General features: G+C 39.6%; 10 protein-coding genes. 2 read left to right on the forward strand and 8 right to left on the reverse strand.

Features of this window, described 5'->3' with window-relative positions; genetic code table 11:
- Positions 1-143 precede the first annotated feature (143 nt).
- From IPJ53_15885 to pckA, 8 genes are all read right to left on the reverse strand, one after another.
- A complete protein-coding gene (locus IPJ53_15885) occupies positions 144-833 on the reverse strand; it encodes a hypothetical protein (GenBank protein MBK7800583.1) in 690 nt (229 codons plus the stop codon).
- Positions 830-1,669, reverse strand: a complete 840-nt coding sequence (locus IPJ53_15890; GenBank protein ID MBK7800584.1) for an ABC transporter permease subunit — start codon at positions 1,667-1,669, stop codon at positions 830-832. The genes IPJ53_15885 and IPJ53_15890 overlap by 4 nt, the downstream gene beginning before the upstream one ends.
- A gap of 4 nt (positions 1,670-1,673) precedes the next feature.
- The gene (locus IPJ53_15895) at positions 1,674-2,582 is read right to left on the reverse strand and encodes an ABC transporter ATP-binding protein (protein ID MBK7800585.1); all 909 of its coding nucleotides are present in this window, start codon (positions 2,580-2,582) and stop codon (positions 1,674-1,676) included.
- Positions 2,583-2,776: 194 nt separating this feature from the next.
- Positions 2,777-6,160, reverse strand: a complete 3,384-nt coding sequence (locus tag IPJ53_15900) for a VCBS repeat-containing protein (protein MBK7800586.1) — start codon at positions 6,158-6,160, stop codon at positions 2,777-2,779.
- Positions 6,161-9,463 carry a VCBS repeat-containing protein gene (locus IPJ53_15905; GenBank protein MBK7800587.1) on the reverse strand — a complete coding sequence of 1,101 codons (3,303 nt, stop codon included), beginning with the start codon at positions 9,461-9,463 and terminating at the stop codon, positions 6,161-6,163.
- Positions 9,464-9,467: 4 nt separating this feature from the next.
- Positions 9,468-12,761: a VCBS repeat-containing protein gene (locus tag IPJ53_15910; protein ID MBK7800588.1), complete on the reverse strand. Its 3,294-nt coding sequence runs from the start codon at positions 12,759-12,761 to the stop codon at positions 9,468-9,470.
- A 203-nt stretch (positions 12,762-12,964) separates the two neighbouring features.
- The gene (locus tag IPJ53_15915; GenBank protein MBK7800589.1) at positions 12,965-13,261 is read right to left on the reverse strand and encodes a T9SS type A sorting domain-containing protein; all 297 of its coding nucleotides are present in this window, start codon (positions 13,259-13,261) and stop codon (positions 12,965-12,967) included.
- Between the two features lie 206 nt (positions 13,262-13,467).
- Positions 13,468-15,069 carry a phosphoenolpyruvate carboxykinase (ATP) gene (gene pckA / locus IPJ53_15920; GenBank protein MBK7800590.1) on the reverse strand — a complete coding sequence of 534 codons (1,602 nt, stop codon included), beginning with the start codon at positions 15,067-15,069 and terminating at the stop codon, positions 13,468-13,470.
- A 240-nt stretch (positions 15,070-15,309) separates the two neighbouring features.
- On the opposite strand from pckA, the gene IPJ53_15925 reads away from it, so the two are divergent.
- Complete coding sequence (locus IPJ53_15925; protein ID MBK7800591.1) at positions 15,310-16,623, forward strand: citrate (Si)-synthase, eukaryotic; 1,314 nt, start codon at positions 15,310-15,312, stop codon at positions 16,621-16,623.
- Positions 16,624-16,635: 12 nt separating this feature from the next.
- On the forward strand, positions 16,636-17,028 hold the full coding sequence (gene gcvH / locus IPJ53_15930) for a glycine cleavage system protein GcvH (GenBank protein ID MBK7800592.1): 393 nt from the start codon (positions 16,636-16,638) through the stop codon (positions 17,026-17,028).
- Position 17,029 lies beyond the last annotated feature (1 nt).

Below are 17,029 nucleotides of genomic sequence, written 5' to 3' on the forward strand. Positions count from 1 at the left end.
CCTGAGTTTGGTAAATAAATCAAAGCTTCCATGGTAAGTGGAAACTTTTCAGCCCAAAGATACGAATGAATAAAAGTTATATATTACCTTAAAATATGTATTTTTTATATTAGATAATATCATAATTTGATACTGATAGAAGTCTATTTATAAAAAACTTTCTCATCAAAGCTTTGATTCAGCCTGTAGTTAGTAAACTTTAGTCGTATTTTCCCATGGGTGGATTGAGAGGGGGTCCCTGAATTTTTTGACCTTGAATTCAGATCTGCTGACATCATTTTGGGAATTTTGAATTTACCCACTTCTATTCCAAAAACCATCAATTCAGGAAGCTTGCTCCCGGGTTTCTCGTCATATAGATATTGGATTTCTACCGTTCCATTTGACTTTGTAGTAAGTGAAGATTTAACAATTCTTCTTCTTGTTGCATCGACCCATATTTTAGCCAGAATCAATTCCTCATGTTCTTTTGGAACCAACTGAATAATTCTGATGATTGAACCCGGATTGGTTTCACTACCAGAATCAATGCATAAATAACTGGAAGGATCATTTAAAAGCTCCATCAAATAAAAGGGGTTTTGCTTAGGCATAAATGCTATTCCCTGTGTCTTGACTTTAAATAAATTAGGTTGTTTGAAATACACTTTACCCTTGACGGGTTCAATATTTATATAAGGGATCTCAAAACTGATGTTTATATCGGCTGTATATCTTTCAATTTTTTTAAAATCCGTTTGGATCATTTGTACCAAAACCTCAGCCTTTTGACCAATTGCTTTGCCCATTAAAATTGAAAGGCCAAATATCATGGTAATCAAAGTCCTGCTCACGAGTGTATGTCTTTTTGGTTGAAATAATACAATGAAATGCTCAAAAATAAAATTATATGAAATACAAGTATGGCAATTGAGGTCCCCATTAATCCCCAATCAATTGGTTGATCAAACATGTTGCGCCAGACGATCATGTAGCTTGTAAAAAGAAAAGGCTTGATGTAATCAAAAAGCGGCAAATCAAAACTACCGATAATGGTAAAAATGACAATGACTGCCATTGTAATGATAATTGGGCCTATAGAATTGTCAGTAAAACAAGAAAGCATCAGGGAGAAAGAGGAAACCACACTCAGACTCAAAAAAGCAATGACAAAAGCCCCATAAAATCGCCACAAAAGGTCACTCGCTTTTAAAACATTTATAGTTTCCGATTTTAAAATAATCAGATCACCTTCGCCGAATAAAAGCAATGAACCACCTAAGGACAAAACACCTAATAAAAGCAATAATATGAGTACATAAAAACTGCCTGCGGTAAATTTCGCAAATACCAACTCGGATCTTGAAACCGGCCTGGTCAAAAGCAACCGCAAAGTTCCGTTGGCGGCTTCACCACTTATCAAATCACCTGTAATCAAAGCAACTAATAGCGGCATTTGAATAATGAGGGTTTGGAGGATGATGAAACAAACCAAATAACCATTCAACACTTTTCCCTCAATGCTTAAGAACCCTTCCAATTGTTGAAAAATAAAATCGATGTAGGAAGCACCATCAATGTACAAAGCAAATTCAATGATGGCTACGATCAGCAATATTGCTGCAAAACCAATATAACTTCTAGGTCGTCTGGCGATTTTATATAATTCGGTCCTGATCAATGTGAACATCTCTTCAATTGCTGGTTAGTTTGAAAAAATAATCTTCCAGCTTACGTTTATAGTAAATGGAGTAAACATTAATTCCCTCTTCAATTAAAACCTTGTTGATGTCAGCTATCAAAGCTTTTGGCGCCTGGCATTGCAGTTCCGATGGTGAAATTTCCACCGCCCCCACAATCGGCCAATTATTACGGATCCTATCAACAGCTCGGGGTGTATTATTTGTTTCTATTACAACCACCAATTCCTGATCATTGATCAAAGTCTGAACGTTGCCCTGAACAAGCGCCTTCCCTTTGTTCATAATGACCATATGGTCAGCAATCAGTTCAATTTCAGACAAGATGTGCGAAGAAAGAATTACAGTCTTTCCAGAATGTTTTAAATTAAGAATCATCTGGCGCAACTCAAGAATCCCGCTTGGATCAAGACCAGTCGTAGGTTCATCGAGAATTACCAAATCGGGATTATGAATGATTGCCTGAGCAATACCCAACCGTTGTTTCATTCCATGGCTGTAGGTTCCAACTTTATGTTTGCCCCGAGAAGACAATCCTACTAAATCAAGCAATTCCTCAATTTTTTTTGAATTCGGACGGATGCCGCTAAGCCTTGCAAGTAAATTTAGATTTTCAATACCGGTGAGATAAAGATAAAAATCCGGTTTCTCAATAATGCTTCCGATCCGTGAAAGTATTTGCTTGCGATGTTGATTTAAATCTTTTCCAAAAACCTTGATCATTCCATTGTCAGGACTGATCAGGGACAACATCATTCTCAAGGTAGTACTTTTGCCCGCACCGTTCGGTCCGAGAAATCCATAAATGCAATTAGCTGGAATTACCAGATCAAGATGATCGACCGCTAAAATATCTTTGTATGTTTTACTGAGTTGGGTTATCTCGATTATCCCGGAATCCATTTAGTAATAACGCACATATCACTAGATGGTTTTTGAAAACATTGAATAAAATTCTAAATCCATTCAAAGTTGTTTTAACAATTTCTCTTTAACAAGATGGACTGGTCAGCTGTATAGCAAGCAAGATAACTACAGGATTTCAAAATCGTCAGTTATATTACTTGTATTAAAGTAATATAATTTCAAATTACCTGTCAATGGATACTTACCTCAAAAATTCTTAATGAATCTGCATTGGATGCTACTATTAAATGCTTTTTCCCTTTTAAATTCAATAATTTCATATCCTTCACATCATACGGAATTGAAATCCCACTTTTGTGTGCAGGAACAATTTCCCATTTCTTATTTTTGTCTTGCATCAAAAGACAACCGATACCGCCATCTGCTCGTGTAGTTTCTATTTCTGAATGAAGTTGATTACCCGCTACCAATATATCCTTAATCCCGTCTCCATTTAAGTCTTGCACCAAAATGGATTGAACAGGGGTGAATTGAGCTTCAACAGGTAATTTCAATAGCTCAAAGTCATTTTGTTTTTTAATAAAAAATGCAGAACTAAATAATTTTGCTTGCAGTAAAATACCCTTATCAGAAACCTTGGGTAACAAATCATTGATTCCGGCATCAGCAAAAGATCTGAAGGTTGGAAATTTTTTACTTATCGAAGGAAGCTGTTCAGATGCGCATTGTTTACCCCTAACGGGAACAATAAGCTTGTCTTGATATTTTGCAAGAAACACATCATAACTTCCATTCTGATCGTAGTCATCACAATAAACCTGAAAAGGCTTTTCAACGGAAGCATGAAACTTATAATTTTCTCCCAAATTACCTCCAATCAAATCCAGTTCGCCATCTCCGTTTAAATCTTCAGCTAAAATTTTATTCCACCAGCCTTCCGTATTTGAAAAGCCATATTTTTTTGGATCGGCAGGAATTAAATTTTTGTCCTTCCATTCAAATACAGATACGGGCATCCACTCTCCCACCACAATCAACTCAAGAATTTGGTCCTTATTTAAATCCATCCATACAGCGGAGGTAACCATCCCAAGCTTTAAAAGTGCTGTTGCCTTTTCAGAAGTGACATCCTTGTATTGACCTTTGCCTGTATTTTCTAGTAAATAGCTTTTTGGAGAAAATGGATACTTATCTGGAATAGTCCTGCCTCCTCTAAATATATCCAGATCGCCGTCCCCATCAAAATCAGTCACCGCCAAACAAGATCCGGAAGAAGTAATTTCAGGAAGTAAGTTTTTTGCTTTACGAAAATTAGCTTTTCCGTCATTAAGATAAAGTCTGTCCTGATAAGCTGGGCCCTCCTTGGCTTCCGTATCACCAGAAATTACATACAAATCAACATCGCCATCGCCATCAGCATCAAAAAATTCTCCACCTACGTCTTCAAAATTTTTGTCAATTTCAAAATCATTCACTTTTCCGGTAATAAACTTTCCATCCAAAGTCTGCACATACAATATCCCAGATTGCCCCTTTGCACCACCGACATAGAAATCCTCCAGTCCATCCATATTTACATCCTTTACGGCAAGGAAAGGTCCCTGTCTGCTGAGTCTATGAGGCAATAGAATTTGAGACCGATAATCATTAAAATAATTTTCACGATGAACAAAAGGATGGTCTAACAAATCCTTGGTGAGATTTGAAAAAAGAAAAGTTGAATGGATTTTTTCAGATTGATCATTCAACGCATCACTGTATTTTACTTTAAAAATTTGGTTTGATTGTACATCCTTGTATTCTGAAACTTTTCCATCCGGCCAAACTACTTTTATTCGATCCACTCTGTTTGCATTCCCCAATCCAAAATGAAGAAATGGCTCACAACTTGAAAGATATCCCTTACTGGTTCTCATTTGACCAAACTGCATACCATGAGAAGTCCAAATGCTTATCCTGGCTCCAATCCCCGCTTTATTTTGACCTGGGCCTTCACATTGTATTCTCAAATATGGATGATCTCCATCTTCATTGTTTCGATATATAAAAGCTTCTTCATCAATGTTGCTGATCACCAGATCAAGATCCCCATCGTTGTCCAGATCACCCATTGCTGCGCCATTAGAATAATTCGGCTCCCGCAATCCCCAATCCTTCATTTTGTTGACGAACTTTAGACCTCCTTGATTTTGATAAACATAATCTGCTAATTTAACAGCCGGCAAAAATTCAAAAAGGCTTTGTGGGCCTTCCAGTCTCAATCCCTTATCTGCATTTTTTTCTGCTCTTTGCTTAAGACGTTCATTGCCATCACGGTCGTACACATCCATTCGAAAGCCATTACTTACGAACACATCTTTATACCCATCATTGTCCAAATCATTCATCAATGCAGCCCAACTCCAATCAGTCTTATCCATACCGGTTATCTGCGAAATATCACCATATTTTCCATTGCCGTAATTATAGTGCAACATGTTGTGCATATATTGCCTGTGAAAATTTTGTGCATACATGGAATCGAAAAAAGATACATTCATTAAAGGCATTGATGTTTTAGATCTTTTATAATCTTCTGGCCTCATTTCAACTGTGTACAATTCTTCAAATCCATCATTATCAAGATCTCCAAAATCCGCACCCATCGAATAAAATGAAACGTGTGGAAAATGATCTCTGATCTCCTCTTTGAATCCACCCTTGCCATTGTTTACAAACAAATAATCATTTTCAATAAAATCATTGGCAACATAAATATCCTGAAAACCGTCGTTGTTAATGTCTCCAGCGGTTACACTCAATCCATAACTGTAAGTTGGTTGAATACCACAATCCTTTGTAATGTTTGTAAATTGTCCATTCCCTTCATTTCGGTAAAGTTGGTGTGTCACCTTGGCCATTTCCTCTGTATATGGTCTAGACTTAAAGCGTAAAATATCTGTTATTCCAATTTCCCATCTCTCCGGTCTGTTGGACACATAAAGATCGAGATCATGGTCATTGTCCATATCAAAGAAATTGGCGGTGATCGAAAAACCAGGATCGGCAATGCCATACTTTTCTGCTTCTTCCGTGAAGCTTAAATTTTTTTGATTGATGAATAACAGGTTTTTATTTTTTGCAGGATCATCTTTAAATCCTCCTCTGCATACATAGATATCGGGATAACCATCTGAATTGATGTCCACTATGCTGACCCCATTTTTCCATCCGGGAAATTTTGCAATACCAGAAGAAACGCTAAGATCCTCAAACTTCATCTCCCCTTTGTTGTGATAAAGTCTATCTGAAACTTGATTTCCTGCAAAATAGAGATCCTGCAAACCATCCTGATCAAAATCTGCAATGGCAACACCACCACCATTGAAGATATAATTAAAATTAATGATGTACTCTTCATCCGTCTGAAGAATCTTATTGTTAAAATCTACACCGGTCTCCCTGGGGTCGAGAAGACTAAATAATTGTTTGTCCTTAGAATTTTCTTTTGTTGTTTCTTCTTTATTATTGGAACAAGAAATAAAAACAAAAATGAACAGCAAAAAAAAGATTAATAAACTTCTCTTCATAGTGAATTCTTTTCCTCCATAAATATTATACTTCTTCCAATTCACCTATTCAGATTTTTCCAAATAAATTAATTTTCCATTATTGCTTGCCACTAAAACGCCTGTTTTGTTTCCAGACTTAATGGCTTTGATGTCTTTAACATCATAGGGAAGAAACACTCCGGATTCTCTGCAAGTTAAATTTTTCCATGTGCCATCCGGATTTTGAAAAAACAAATAGCCGATTCCTGCATCTGCACGTGTAGTCTCCACTTCTGTATTGAAAAAATTCCCTGCAACCATAATATCCGGTTTTTGATCCTGATTAAGATCCAGTACAATGGCAGATTGGACGGTGCTGAATTGTGCCTGATGAGGCAACTCCTTCTTTTCAAATTTGCCGTTGTTGTTCATCCATATAATTGTCTTAAAATATCTGGCGTTCAAATGCAGCCCTTTCTCAAGACCTTCTCCGTAAATATCTTTAAGTTTGGCATCCGCAAATGCATTGAAGCTTGGATATTTTTGATTGATAAATGGCATCTGCTCCTGCGAACATTGTTTACCTCTTACCGGTACCATATCCGTTCCGTTGTATTTTGCCAACACAATGTCATAACTTCCATTCTGATCAAAATCATTGCAGAAAACCTGAAAAGGTTTTTCAGCATTTGCATGAAATTTATAATTCTCGCCCAGATTGCCGCAGACAAAATCCAGATCTCCATCGCCATCTACATCTGCAGGCACAATTCTGTTCCACCAACCTTCAGTATTGGAAAGCCCATAAACTTCTGAAGCTTGCAATTTATATTGTCCGGCATCGATTTTATAAATCTGAATCGGCATCCATTCACCTGCAACAAGCAATTCTTTTTTATTGTCCTTATCAAGGTCCGCAAAAACTGCTGTAGTAACCATCCCCGGCGACATTAAATCGGGCGCTTTGGTTTCTGTCACATCTGAGAATTTTCCACCGGATTTATTTTCAAGTAAATAACTCCTGGGTGCAAATGGATATTTCTGTGGAATTTGTCTTCCTCCTCTAAATATATCCACATCACCATCTCCATCAAAATCTTCTGCCACCACACAGGAACCGCTTGAAGTGATTTTTGGTAAGGCATTCACCGATCTATTAAATTTCCCATTCCCATCATTCAAATACAAACGGTCCTGATAATTACTTCCCTCCGGATTCTCACTACCACCGGACACAACATATAAATCATTATCTCCATCCTGATCTGCATCAAAAAAACAAGAAGACATGTCTTCGTAATTTTTATCGGCTTCAAATGCTGATGTAGAAATAAGTTTAAATTCACCGGAAGTGGTTTGCAAATACAGCGCTCCTGCCTGGCCTTTAGCTCCGCCGACAAAAAAATCTTCTAATCCATCTTTATTTACGTCTGCCACTGAAATGAATGGCCCCAATCTGCTCATCCTATGTGGCAATAAAATCTGGACTTTATAATCATCGAATTCGTTTTCCCGGTGAACAAATGGAGGTGATATTAATGCTGTTTTATCTGCAAATAATGGTTTAACTGCAATTGATTCCTGAGTACTTGCTCCGGTGGCATCACTGTATTTTATTTCTATGGTTTTATTGACTTTTACTTTTTCCATTTTATTCACCTTGCCATCCGGCCAGGTGATTACAAGTTCGTCAATGATGCTTGCATCGCCCATTCCAAAATGAACAACAGCTTCTGAACTGGACAAATATCCACGCGAAGTTCTTACTTCACTGTACTGAATCTGATCTCCATATTTAATTTTTACTTTCGCTCCATAACCGGAAATATTTTTCTCAGGACCCACACATGAAACCCTCAGGTAGTTTTTTCCGGATCCGTTGTTTTTATAAATAAATGCAGGGTCATCGATGTTATTGACCACCAGATCAAGGTTGCCGTCATTGTCCAGATCTCCCACCGCCGCGCCGTTGGAATGACTTGGTTGATTAAGTCCCCAATCGTTCATTACTTTACTAAAAGTCAGATCGTGATTGTTTCTAAAAGTATAATTGACGGATTTTACAGAGGGAAGATTTCGCATAATTTCCTCTGTGGTTTTTTTCATATTGTTGTGCTGCAAATCGTACATCAGGCTTCCGTATGCATCACGGTTGTACAAGTCCCTTTTTATTCCATTTGCAACATAAATATCTTTATACTGATCGTTGTCGAGATCACACAATAAAGTTGCCCAGGACCAATCCGTACGATCAATGCCTGCAAGTTGTGCAATCTCAGAAAACGAACCGTTGCCATTGTTTAGCTGAAGACAATTGTGCATGTACTGCATGTGAATATTATTGAGGGCCATGGTATCAAAAAGTTTTGCATTCATGACCGGCATGGATGTCTTGGACCTTTTATAATCCTCCGGACGCATCTCCACATTGAAAATATCTTCCCAACCATCGTTGTTTACATCTCCAAAATCTGTTCCCATCGCATAATAAGCAGTATGCCTAACGATGTCTTTGATGGCTTCTTTAAAAGTTCCATTCCCCTGGTTCTGATAGTAGTAATCGTTTTCGACAAAGTCATTCGAAATGTAAATATCCTCATCTCCATCCTGATCAAGATCTCCTGTGGTCACGCTGAGTCCATAACCGAATCCTCCTGTAAGACCGGCTTCTTCCGTAACCATGCTGAAGGTATTGTCACCGTTGTTGCGGTACAAATTATTTCTGCTCAGCAAACTTCCATTCTTCTTTCCCTCCATAACCTGATCGATGTTCAGGTAGAATTTTTCAGGACGATTGGTCACGATCAAATCCAAATCATTGTCCTTGTCGTAATCAAAGAAAGAGGCCGCTATCGAAAATCCTATATCCGCAATTCCATATCGCGAACCTTCTTCAGAAAATTTATTGTTGCCTTTATTTATAAAAAGCAGATTGGCATTATTGGTTGGTTCATTTTTAAAACCTCCACGACAGACATAAATATCCAGCAAGCCATCTCCGTTTACATCCGCCATGGCCACCCCGCTTCGCCATCCACTGAAAGCCGAAATACCGGAAGATTCCGAGATGTCCTCAAATTTAAAATTTCCTTTATTTAGATAAAGTTTGTCTTTGGCACGATTGGCCGTAAAATAAATATCCAGCAAACCATCATTGTTGATATCTCCCAATCCTACTCCAGCGCCATTGTACAAATAATTGAAATTGAAAATATGCTCTTCTGCATATTCAAATAATTTATTCTCAAACAACACACCTGATTTTTGAGGATCCACCAATTCAAATAAGGGGCCTGAGGAACTGCTTTTTTTCTGGTTGCAAGAGAAGATGCTCATTGCAAAAGCTGTAACCAAAGCACAAATAATTAATGTATTTAACCTGATCATTTTTCTAATTTTTTTTAGCCAGTACCTGAAGGTTACCATGGTTGTTGGCAACCAATATCATATCCTGTCCATTCACTTTAATTTTTTGTACATCGCGTACGTTGTTTTTTAGAAATACACCTGAATTCAAAACCGTCTGTGGTATAAATTTTCCACTTTTTTGCAACAGCAGCAATCCGATGGACGCATCTGCCGGGGTGGTTTCTACCTCTGTATCAAACTGATTTCCCGCAAGCAGCACATCCTGCTTTCCGTCCCCATCAAAATCTCCTGTCACTATGCCATTTACCGCGGAAAATTGTGCCTCCACAGGCAATGGCAGTCGCTCAAATTTTCCTCCTTGATTCATGAGTATTATGGAACTAAATTCCTTTGCCTGAAAATGCATGGCTTTTTTTAGATTGTCTCCGTAGATTTCCTCCAAAGTTGCATCAGCATATTGATGAAAGCTGGGAAATTTTTTTGAGATGAAAGGCATTTGCTCAGAACTGCACTGCTTTCCTCGAACAGGTACCATACGGTCACCATCAAATTTTGCCAACACAATGTCCATGGTTTTATTTCCATCAAAATCCATTGCATAGACAGAAAAAGGTTTTTTCTGTGAGGCATGAAACTTATAATTTTCACCCAGATTTCCACACAACAAATCCACATCACCATCGCCATCTATGTCTTCTGCCACCAACTTATTCCACCAACCTTCCGTATTTTGTAACTGATATTTTTCAGCGGATGCCAATTGAAATTGTCCATTTGAAAATTCCCATATCTGTATGGGCATCCATTCACCGGCAATCACTAATTCATTTTTTTTATCACCGTTCACATCACACCACACGGCACTGGTAATCATCCCTGCTTTTTTTAATCCGGGTGCAAATTCCTGGGTACGATTCATGAAGTTTCCATTTCCGGAATTGATCAGGATGTAACTTTCAGGAGCCATAGGATATTGGTTGGGTACCAATCGCCCCGCCCTGAATAAATCCAGATCACCGTCCCCATCAAAATCTCCGGCCACCACACAGGAACCAGAGGATGAAATGGCAGGAAGATTTTTGGAGGCATTGAAGTTCCCTTTTCCATTATTCAAATACAATCTATCCTGATAAGCATTTCCTTCCGGAGATTCACTACCGCCTGACACTACATAAAGATCCAGATCCATGTCGCCATCGGCATCAAAAAATAAAGCAGCCATGTCTTCAAACGCCTGATCGGCTGCTAATGCCGGCTGAGAACTTTGGGAAAAGTTTCCATCAACAGACTGCACATACAAGGCTCCTGCCTGGCCTTTTGCACCGCCAATAAAAAAATCTTCGCGACCGTCTGCATTTACATCCCCGACGGCCATAAATGGCCCCAGTCTGCTCATGCGTTGTGGCAAGAGTATTTGTGTGCGGTAGTCATTAAACTCGTTCTCCTGATGCTTAAAAACAGGTTGGATGAGCTCCATGGTTTTTTCTTTAAAAAGACTTTTAATATTATGATTGAAAGTAAATTTTTCTTTGGCATTTTTATACTTCAGTTTTAATACCTGGTCCACTTTAACATTTTTCAATTTTTCCATCCGCCCATCAGGCCAAATGATCTCCAACTGATCTACAGAATTTTCATTTCCCAAACCAAAATGTACAAAGGCTTCACTGCTGGAGAGATATCCACGTGTAGTGCGCATTTCCGCACCGAATACTTTTTCTTTTATATGAAGATTTATTTTTGCGCCAATTCCTTGTGCATTTGTGGAGGGCCCTTCGCATTGAATCCTCAGATAATGTTGATCACCTTTCAAATCATTGCGATAAACAAAAGGAGTGCCATCCAGATTATTGACCACCAAATCCACATCCCCATCGTTGTCCAGATCCCCGGCTGCTGCTCCGTTGGAGTAGGATGGTTCATCCATTCCCCATTCCTTCATCACTTTTTTGAAATGTAGATTGCCATCATTGTGAAACATATAATTCACAATTTTAACCGTAGGAAAGTGACTGAACAATTCTTCCACCGTATTAAATTTTTCACCCTTTTGAATAAGTGCATCCACGATTTTATCACCATCCTGATCGTTCAAGTCTCGCCGGAAACCATTGGTGATGTAAATGTCGCGCAGACCATCATGGTCAAAATCAACAATCAAAGGTGACCAGGACCAATCTGTCTTATCAAGTCCCGTCATCTGTGCGATGTCGGAGAAAAATCCGTTGCCACGATTTAATTGCAAGGTGTTGTGCATGTATTGTACATGCATGTTCATCCGACTCATCGTATCGTACACCGCAGGATTCATGGCCGGCATGGAAGTCTTGGACCGTTTATAATCCTCCGGTCTCATCTCCAGGACCATGAGATCTTCCAGTCCATCGTTGTTCACATCACCAGCATCGGCGCCCATCGAACTGAAAGAAATGTGATTGGAAAATTCATTGATGGATTCTTTAAAGGTTCCGTTTTTCTGATTGACAAAATAAAAATCCGGCCAGCGGAAATCATTGCAGACATAAAGATCCTGAAATCCATCCTGATTAAAATCTCCGGCAATTACATTCAGTCCGTAACCAAAATTGGGATGAATTCCTGCGGCAGATGAAATGTCAGAAAATTTACCATTCCCCTCATTGCGGTAAAGACGGTGTCGGGAAAGCGGACTGTTCACACTTTTCTCTGCTTCAAACTGTGCAAAAGTTTTATTGAATCGCTCCGGACGATTGGTGACATACAGGTCCAAATCATGATCGTTGTCCATGTCAAAAAAAACAGAGGCAATGGCGTAACCATTGTTTTCTATCCCGTAGCTTGCGGCGCTTTCGATAAAAGTTAAATCGCCCTGATTGATGAACAATAAATTTGTATTTTCTATCGGGTCCTGAAAATGATTTCCCCTGCACACATAAATGTCCATCCATCCATCTGCATTGATATCTACCACACTCACGCCATTTTTCCAACCTTTAAATTTTGAAATTCCTGAAGACTCAGAAATATCTTCAAATCTAAAATCCCCCTTGTTGAGGTAGAGTTTATCGGCCACTTGATTTCCTGTGAAGTACAAATCCTGCTTACCATCGTTGTTGAAATCTGCTATGGCAACTCCACCACCATTAAACATATAAGTAGAATAGTAAATGTTCTCGTTTATGGTTTCTTGAATGCTGTTGTTGAACAAAATGCCCGTCTGCCCCGCTTCCAATTTGGTAAATCGAATGCCGGCAGGGCCGGATTGATTCCCTTGTTTGCAGGAAATCAACAAAAATAAAAAAAACAAGCAGTGACTTAGGCTATGGCCGGATTTCATGGATGGTTGTCTTAAAAAGCAAAAATACTTAGAAAGCATCAAAAATCATGACCAAAACAATACAATCTCCTGATTTTCAACATTATGATTGAGGGACAGCGCCTTTATACATGAGTACTTTGCCTAATGTAATTTTTTCCAGTTGACTAAAGCAAACTGTTGGGGATAGAAGATTCCTTCCTTTGCACCCAAACAGAAAATACTCAGCCTTTGAATATCTTGCCGGACTGGTAAGTCACGCCTTCCGAAACAATCCGATACAGATACATGCCATCAGGTAATTGTTCTGTGGGTACTTGATGTGTTCTGGTGGAATTGTCCAACTCTTTGTAGAATGTGCGGACACCTTGCAGATTAAACAATTCAAACTCATAATCAATCCTGAATGGATACTCATATAAAAATTCAATGTGCAAATATTCCCGTACCGGATTCGGGCTTACCAAAAATGATTTACCGAGGTCCACTCTGTACAAACTGTCGCAGGAGGAACCTATCAAAGGGCCTAATAAAAATTAGCAAATATTGCATTTCCTAAAGAGTGAAATCAATTTCCTAAATGGACAAAAAAAATATTTTATTTGAAAAAAATCCTAGTTGATAAAAACTCAAATAAAACTTAAATCCACCTCACTGTAATCAAAGTGAATAAATGTAAGTTGCACGGGACAAGCAATATTCCCAATTAATGAATCAAAGGACTTAATCAAACCTTCGGAGCCGCATTTAGAATTTCTTCTGATGCCTTGCTGCTGTATTTGCTGAAATTTTCCACAAACATTCTGGCAAGGTCTGTAGCTTTCCTGTCATACTCTGCAGGATCGGTCCAGGTGTTTCGTGGATTTAAAACTTCTGCAGGCACTCCCGGACAATGGCTTGGATAATGCAAGCCAAAAATTCCGTGGGTGTCGTAGGACAAATGATCCAACTCACCCTTCAGTGCCGCGGTGATCATGGCACGGGTATAGGAAAGTTTCATTCTAGATCCAACGCCATAGGGCCCACCGGTCCAACCGGTATTGATCAACCAAATATGCGGATTGTGTTTTTCTATTTTATTTCCCAACATCTCTGCATAAAAAGTAGGATGAAGGGGTAAAAACGGAGCGCCAAAACAGGCAGAGAAAGTTGCCTTTGGTTCCGTAACTCCGGCTTCAGTCCCGGCTACCTTTGCAGTATAGCCGGAAATGAAATGGTACATGGCCTGAGCCTTGGTAAGCCTGGAGATCGGAGGCAAAATGCCATAAGCATCACAGGTCAGAAAAAAGATGTTTTTGGGATGGCCACCTATGGAGGGGATCAAAGAATTTCTGATATGCCCCAGAGGATAGGATACTCTGGTATTTTCTGTGATGTGTGCCTTGCTGAAATCGGGTATGTTGGTGCCTTCGTGAAATACAATATTCTCCAGTATGGCTTCGGGCTTAATGGCCCGGTAGATATCCGGCTCTTTTTCTTCGGTTAGGTCTATGCATTTAGCATAACATCCTCCTTCAAAATTAAAAACGCCTTTGTCACTCCATCCATGTTCATCATCGCCGATCAGACTTCGCTCAGGATCTGCAGACAAGGTCGTCTTCCCCGTACCACTCAAGCCAAAGAAAATAGTGGTGTCTCCTTCCTTGCCTTTGTTGGCTGAACAGTGCATGGACAAAACACCCTTGTCATGAGGGAGTATGAAATTAAGGATGGTGAAAATGGATTTTTTGATTTCTCCGGTATAAGCAGATCCCCCGATGAGTATTCTTTTGGATTTGAAATCAATGATACTGAAATTTTCCTGACGTGTGCCGTGAAGTTCTACCTCAGCGTGAAATCCTGGCGCACAATATATGGTCCAATCCGGTACAAAATGATCTAATTCCCCTGCCTTGGGTCTGATGAACATGTTGCCGGCAAACTGCGCGCTCCAGGGGATCTCTGCGATGACGCGTACCCCAATGCGATATTCAGGATCTGCACAGGCAAAATTATCCTGAACGAAGATATCTCTGTCTTCCAGGTAAGAAACCAGGTCTGTATAGAGAAAGTTAAATTTGTCTTCCGGAAAGGCTTTGTTGAACTTGTTCCAGTCAACACTGTGGTGGGTTATCTCATTGTCAACGGTAAACTTATCTTCCGGTGAACGTCCTGTAAATTTTCCGGTTTTCACCACCAGCGCTCCCTGATCACTTAAAACTGCCAACTGGCGGTCCAAACTGATTTGCACTAACTCGGCCGGGCTGAGGTTGGCAAAGACTGTTTTCTTGCATTGAACCCCGGAAGACTCTACTGAAGCCTGCTTGGGTAAGATACCTTGAAGGTTCATAATACCTGATTTTGATATTAAATGGTGGGCAAAGTTAGCTTTTTTATGGATTCCTACCTGGGATTAAATAATCATTAACCTACATATGACTTTCGGGTAAAAATGAGTCCAATTAGCGATTTTTTAAACTCTCTGAGCTAACATCTTGTTAATGAACCAAAATTTATTTGGTTTGGAATAAAAAATTATAGTTTTGCAGACGTTTTTTTGAAAATAGATTTACCAGAATTATTGAGTCCTATGGACAGGCTAAAAGAGTTATTTAAGGCAAAGTTTACCGTTGCATCCGAAGAGATTAAGACACTTTTAAAGGAGCACGGCACCAAAGTGATAGACCAGGTTCAAATCGAACAGGTTTACGGAGGGATGCGTGGTATAAAATCCATGATTTGGGAGACTTCTTCATTGGACGCCCAGGAGGGCATCCGATTTAGGGGATATTCCATTCCTGAGTTAAGAGAAAAGCTTCCATGCATTGATGGCGCTAAAGAACCCCTTCCCGAAGGTTTGTTCTGGCTGATGATGACAGGAGAGATTCCCACAGACGACGACGTGAGATGGCTCAGCCGTGAATGGATGAGAAGGTCTGAGGTTCCCGATCATGTGATCCACTCGATCGATCATCTGGACAACAGCATTCACCCAATGACTCAATTCAGCATCGCCATTATGGCCATGCAATGCGACAGTATTTTTGCTCATAAATATGAGGAGGGTGTATCCAAATCTTCCTACTGGGAATATATGTATGAGGATGCCATGAACCTGATCTCCAGGGTTCCTATTGTGGCGGCCTACATTTACAGGAAAGTATTTTTTAAAGGCGAATTCCTATATCCGGACAGAAGTATGGACTGGAGTGCGAATTTTGCCCACATGATGGGAGTTGAATCTCCTGTTTTTAAAGATCTGATGAGGTTATACCTTACCATTCATGCTGACCATGAAGGCGGGAATGCCTCTGCTCATACAGTTCACCTGGTAGGTTCCACCTTGAGCGATCCTTACCTTTCGCTATCAGCAGGTATGAATGCTCTTGCAGGTCCCCTGCATGGTCTTGCCAATCAGGAAGTGATGGATTGGATCTATGACATGATCCGGGATTTGGGAACCAATGAGCCTACCAAAGAACAAATTGCAGACTACGTTAAGAAAACACTTGCCCAGGGAATCGTAGTTCCAGGTTATGGCCACGCCGTGTTGCGAATGCCGGATCCAAGATTTACTGCACAGAAAGAATTTGCTGCAGAATACTGCGCGGATGATCCCATGGTAAAAATTGTCTGGAATGTTTTCGAAGTGGTACCACCCATACTCGGCAGCATTGGTAAAATTAAAAACCCTTGGCCAAATGTGGATGCCCATTCAGGCGCTTTGTTAGAGCATTTTAACATCAAGGAACACAATTTCTATACGGTAATGTTCGGCGTATCCCGTGCACTGGGTGTACTTGCACAATTGTGCTGGGACAGAGCCCTTAACTTACCACTGGAAAGACCAAAATCCCTCACCACTGAGGAAATTCAAAAGTTTATTCAAAATTCTTCAAACTAAAACAAAACCATCATGCAATTTCCTGAAAATGTCCGCTATACCAAAGAACACGAATGGGTCAGAGTCGAAGGCGATGCTGCTTATGTAGGCATATCTGATTTTGCCCAATCCGAATTAGGAGACATCGTTTATGTCGAGGTGGATACCGTTGGTGAAGAAATTCCAAAGGATGAAATTTTTGGAACTGTAGAGGCCGTAAAAACTACCTCAGACCTTTTTATGCCGGTAAGTGGTAAAATACTTGAATTCAATCCAGACCTGGACGAGAAAGCAGGAAACGATCCCACTTTGATTAATTCAGATGCATTCGGAAAAGGATGGATTGTAAAAATTCAATTAACCAATCCATCAGAAATGGATGATTTAATGGATGCCGCGGCCTATAAATCCTTGTTGGGCAAATAAA

This window comes from Candidatus Vicinibacter affinis (assembly GCA_016714365.1).
In the GTDB taxonomy this organism is placed as follows: domain Bacteria; phylum Bacteroidota; class Bacteroidia; order Chitinophagales; family Saprospiraceae; genus Vicinibacter; species Vicinibacter affinis.

Excerpts from the sequence above, each read along its gene's own strand:
- IPJ53_15910 (MBK7800588.1), bottom strand. The coding sequence starts at position 12,761 with ATGAAATCCGGCCATAGCCTAAGTCACTGCTTGTTTTTTTTATTTTTG.
- pckA (MBK7800590.1), bottom strand. The coding sequence starts at position 15,069 with ATGAACCTTCAAGGTATCTTACCCAAGCAGGCTTCAGTAGAGTCTTCC.
- IPJ53_15895 (MBK7800585.1), bottom strand. The coding sequence starts at position 2,582 with ATGGATTCCGGGATAATCGAGATAACCCAACTCAGTAAAACATACAAA.
- gcvH (MBK7800592.1), top strand. The coding sequence starts at position 16,636 with ATGCAATTTCCTGAAAATGTCCGCTATACCAAAGAACACGAATGGGTC.
- IPJ53_15905 (MBK7800587.1), bottom strand. The coding sequence starts at position 9,463 with ATGATCAGGTTAAATACATTAATTATTTGTGCTTTGGTTACAGCTTTT.
- IPJ53_15890 (MBK7800584.1), bottom strand. The coding sequence starts at position 1,669 with ATGTTCACATTGATCAGGACCGAATTATATAAAATCGCCAGACGACCT.
- IPJ53_15925 (MBK7800591.1), top strand. The coding sequence starts at position 15,310 with ATGGACAGGCTAAAAGAGTTATTTAAGGCAAAGTTTACCGTTGCATCC.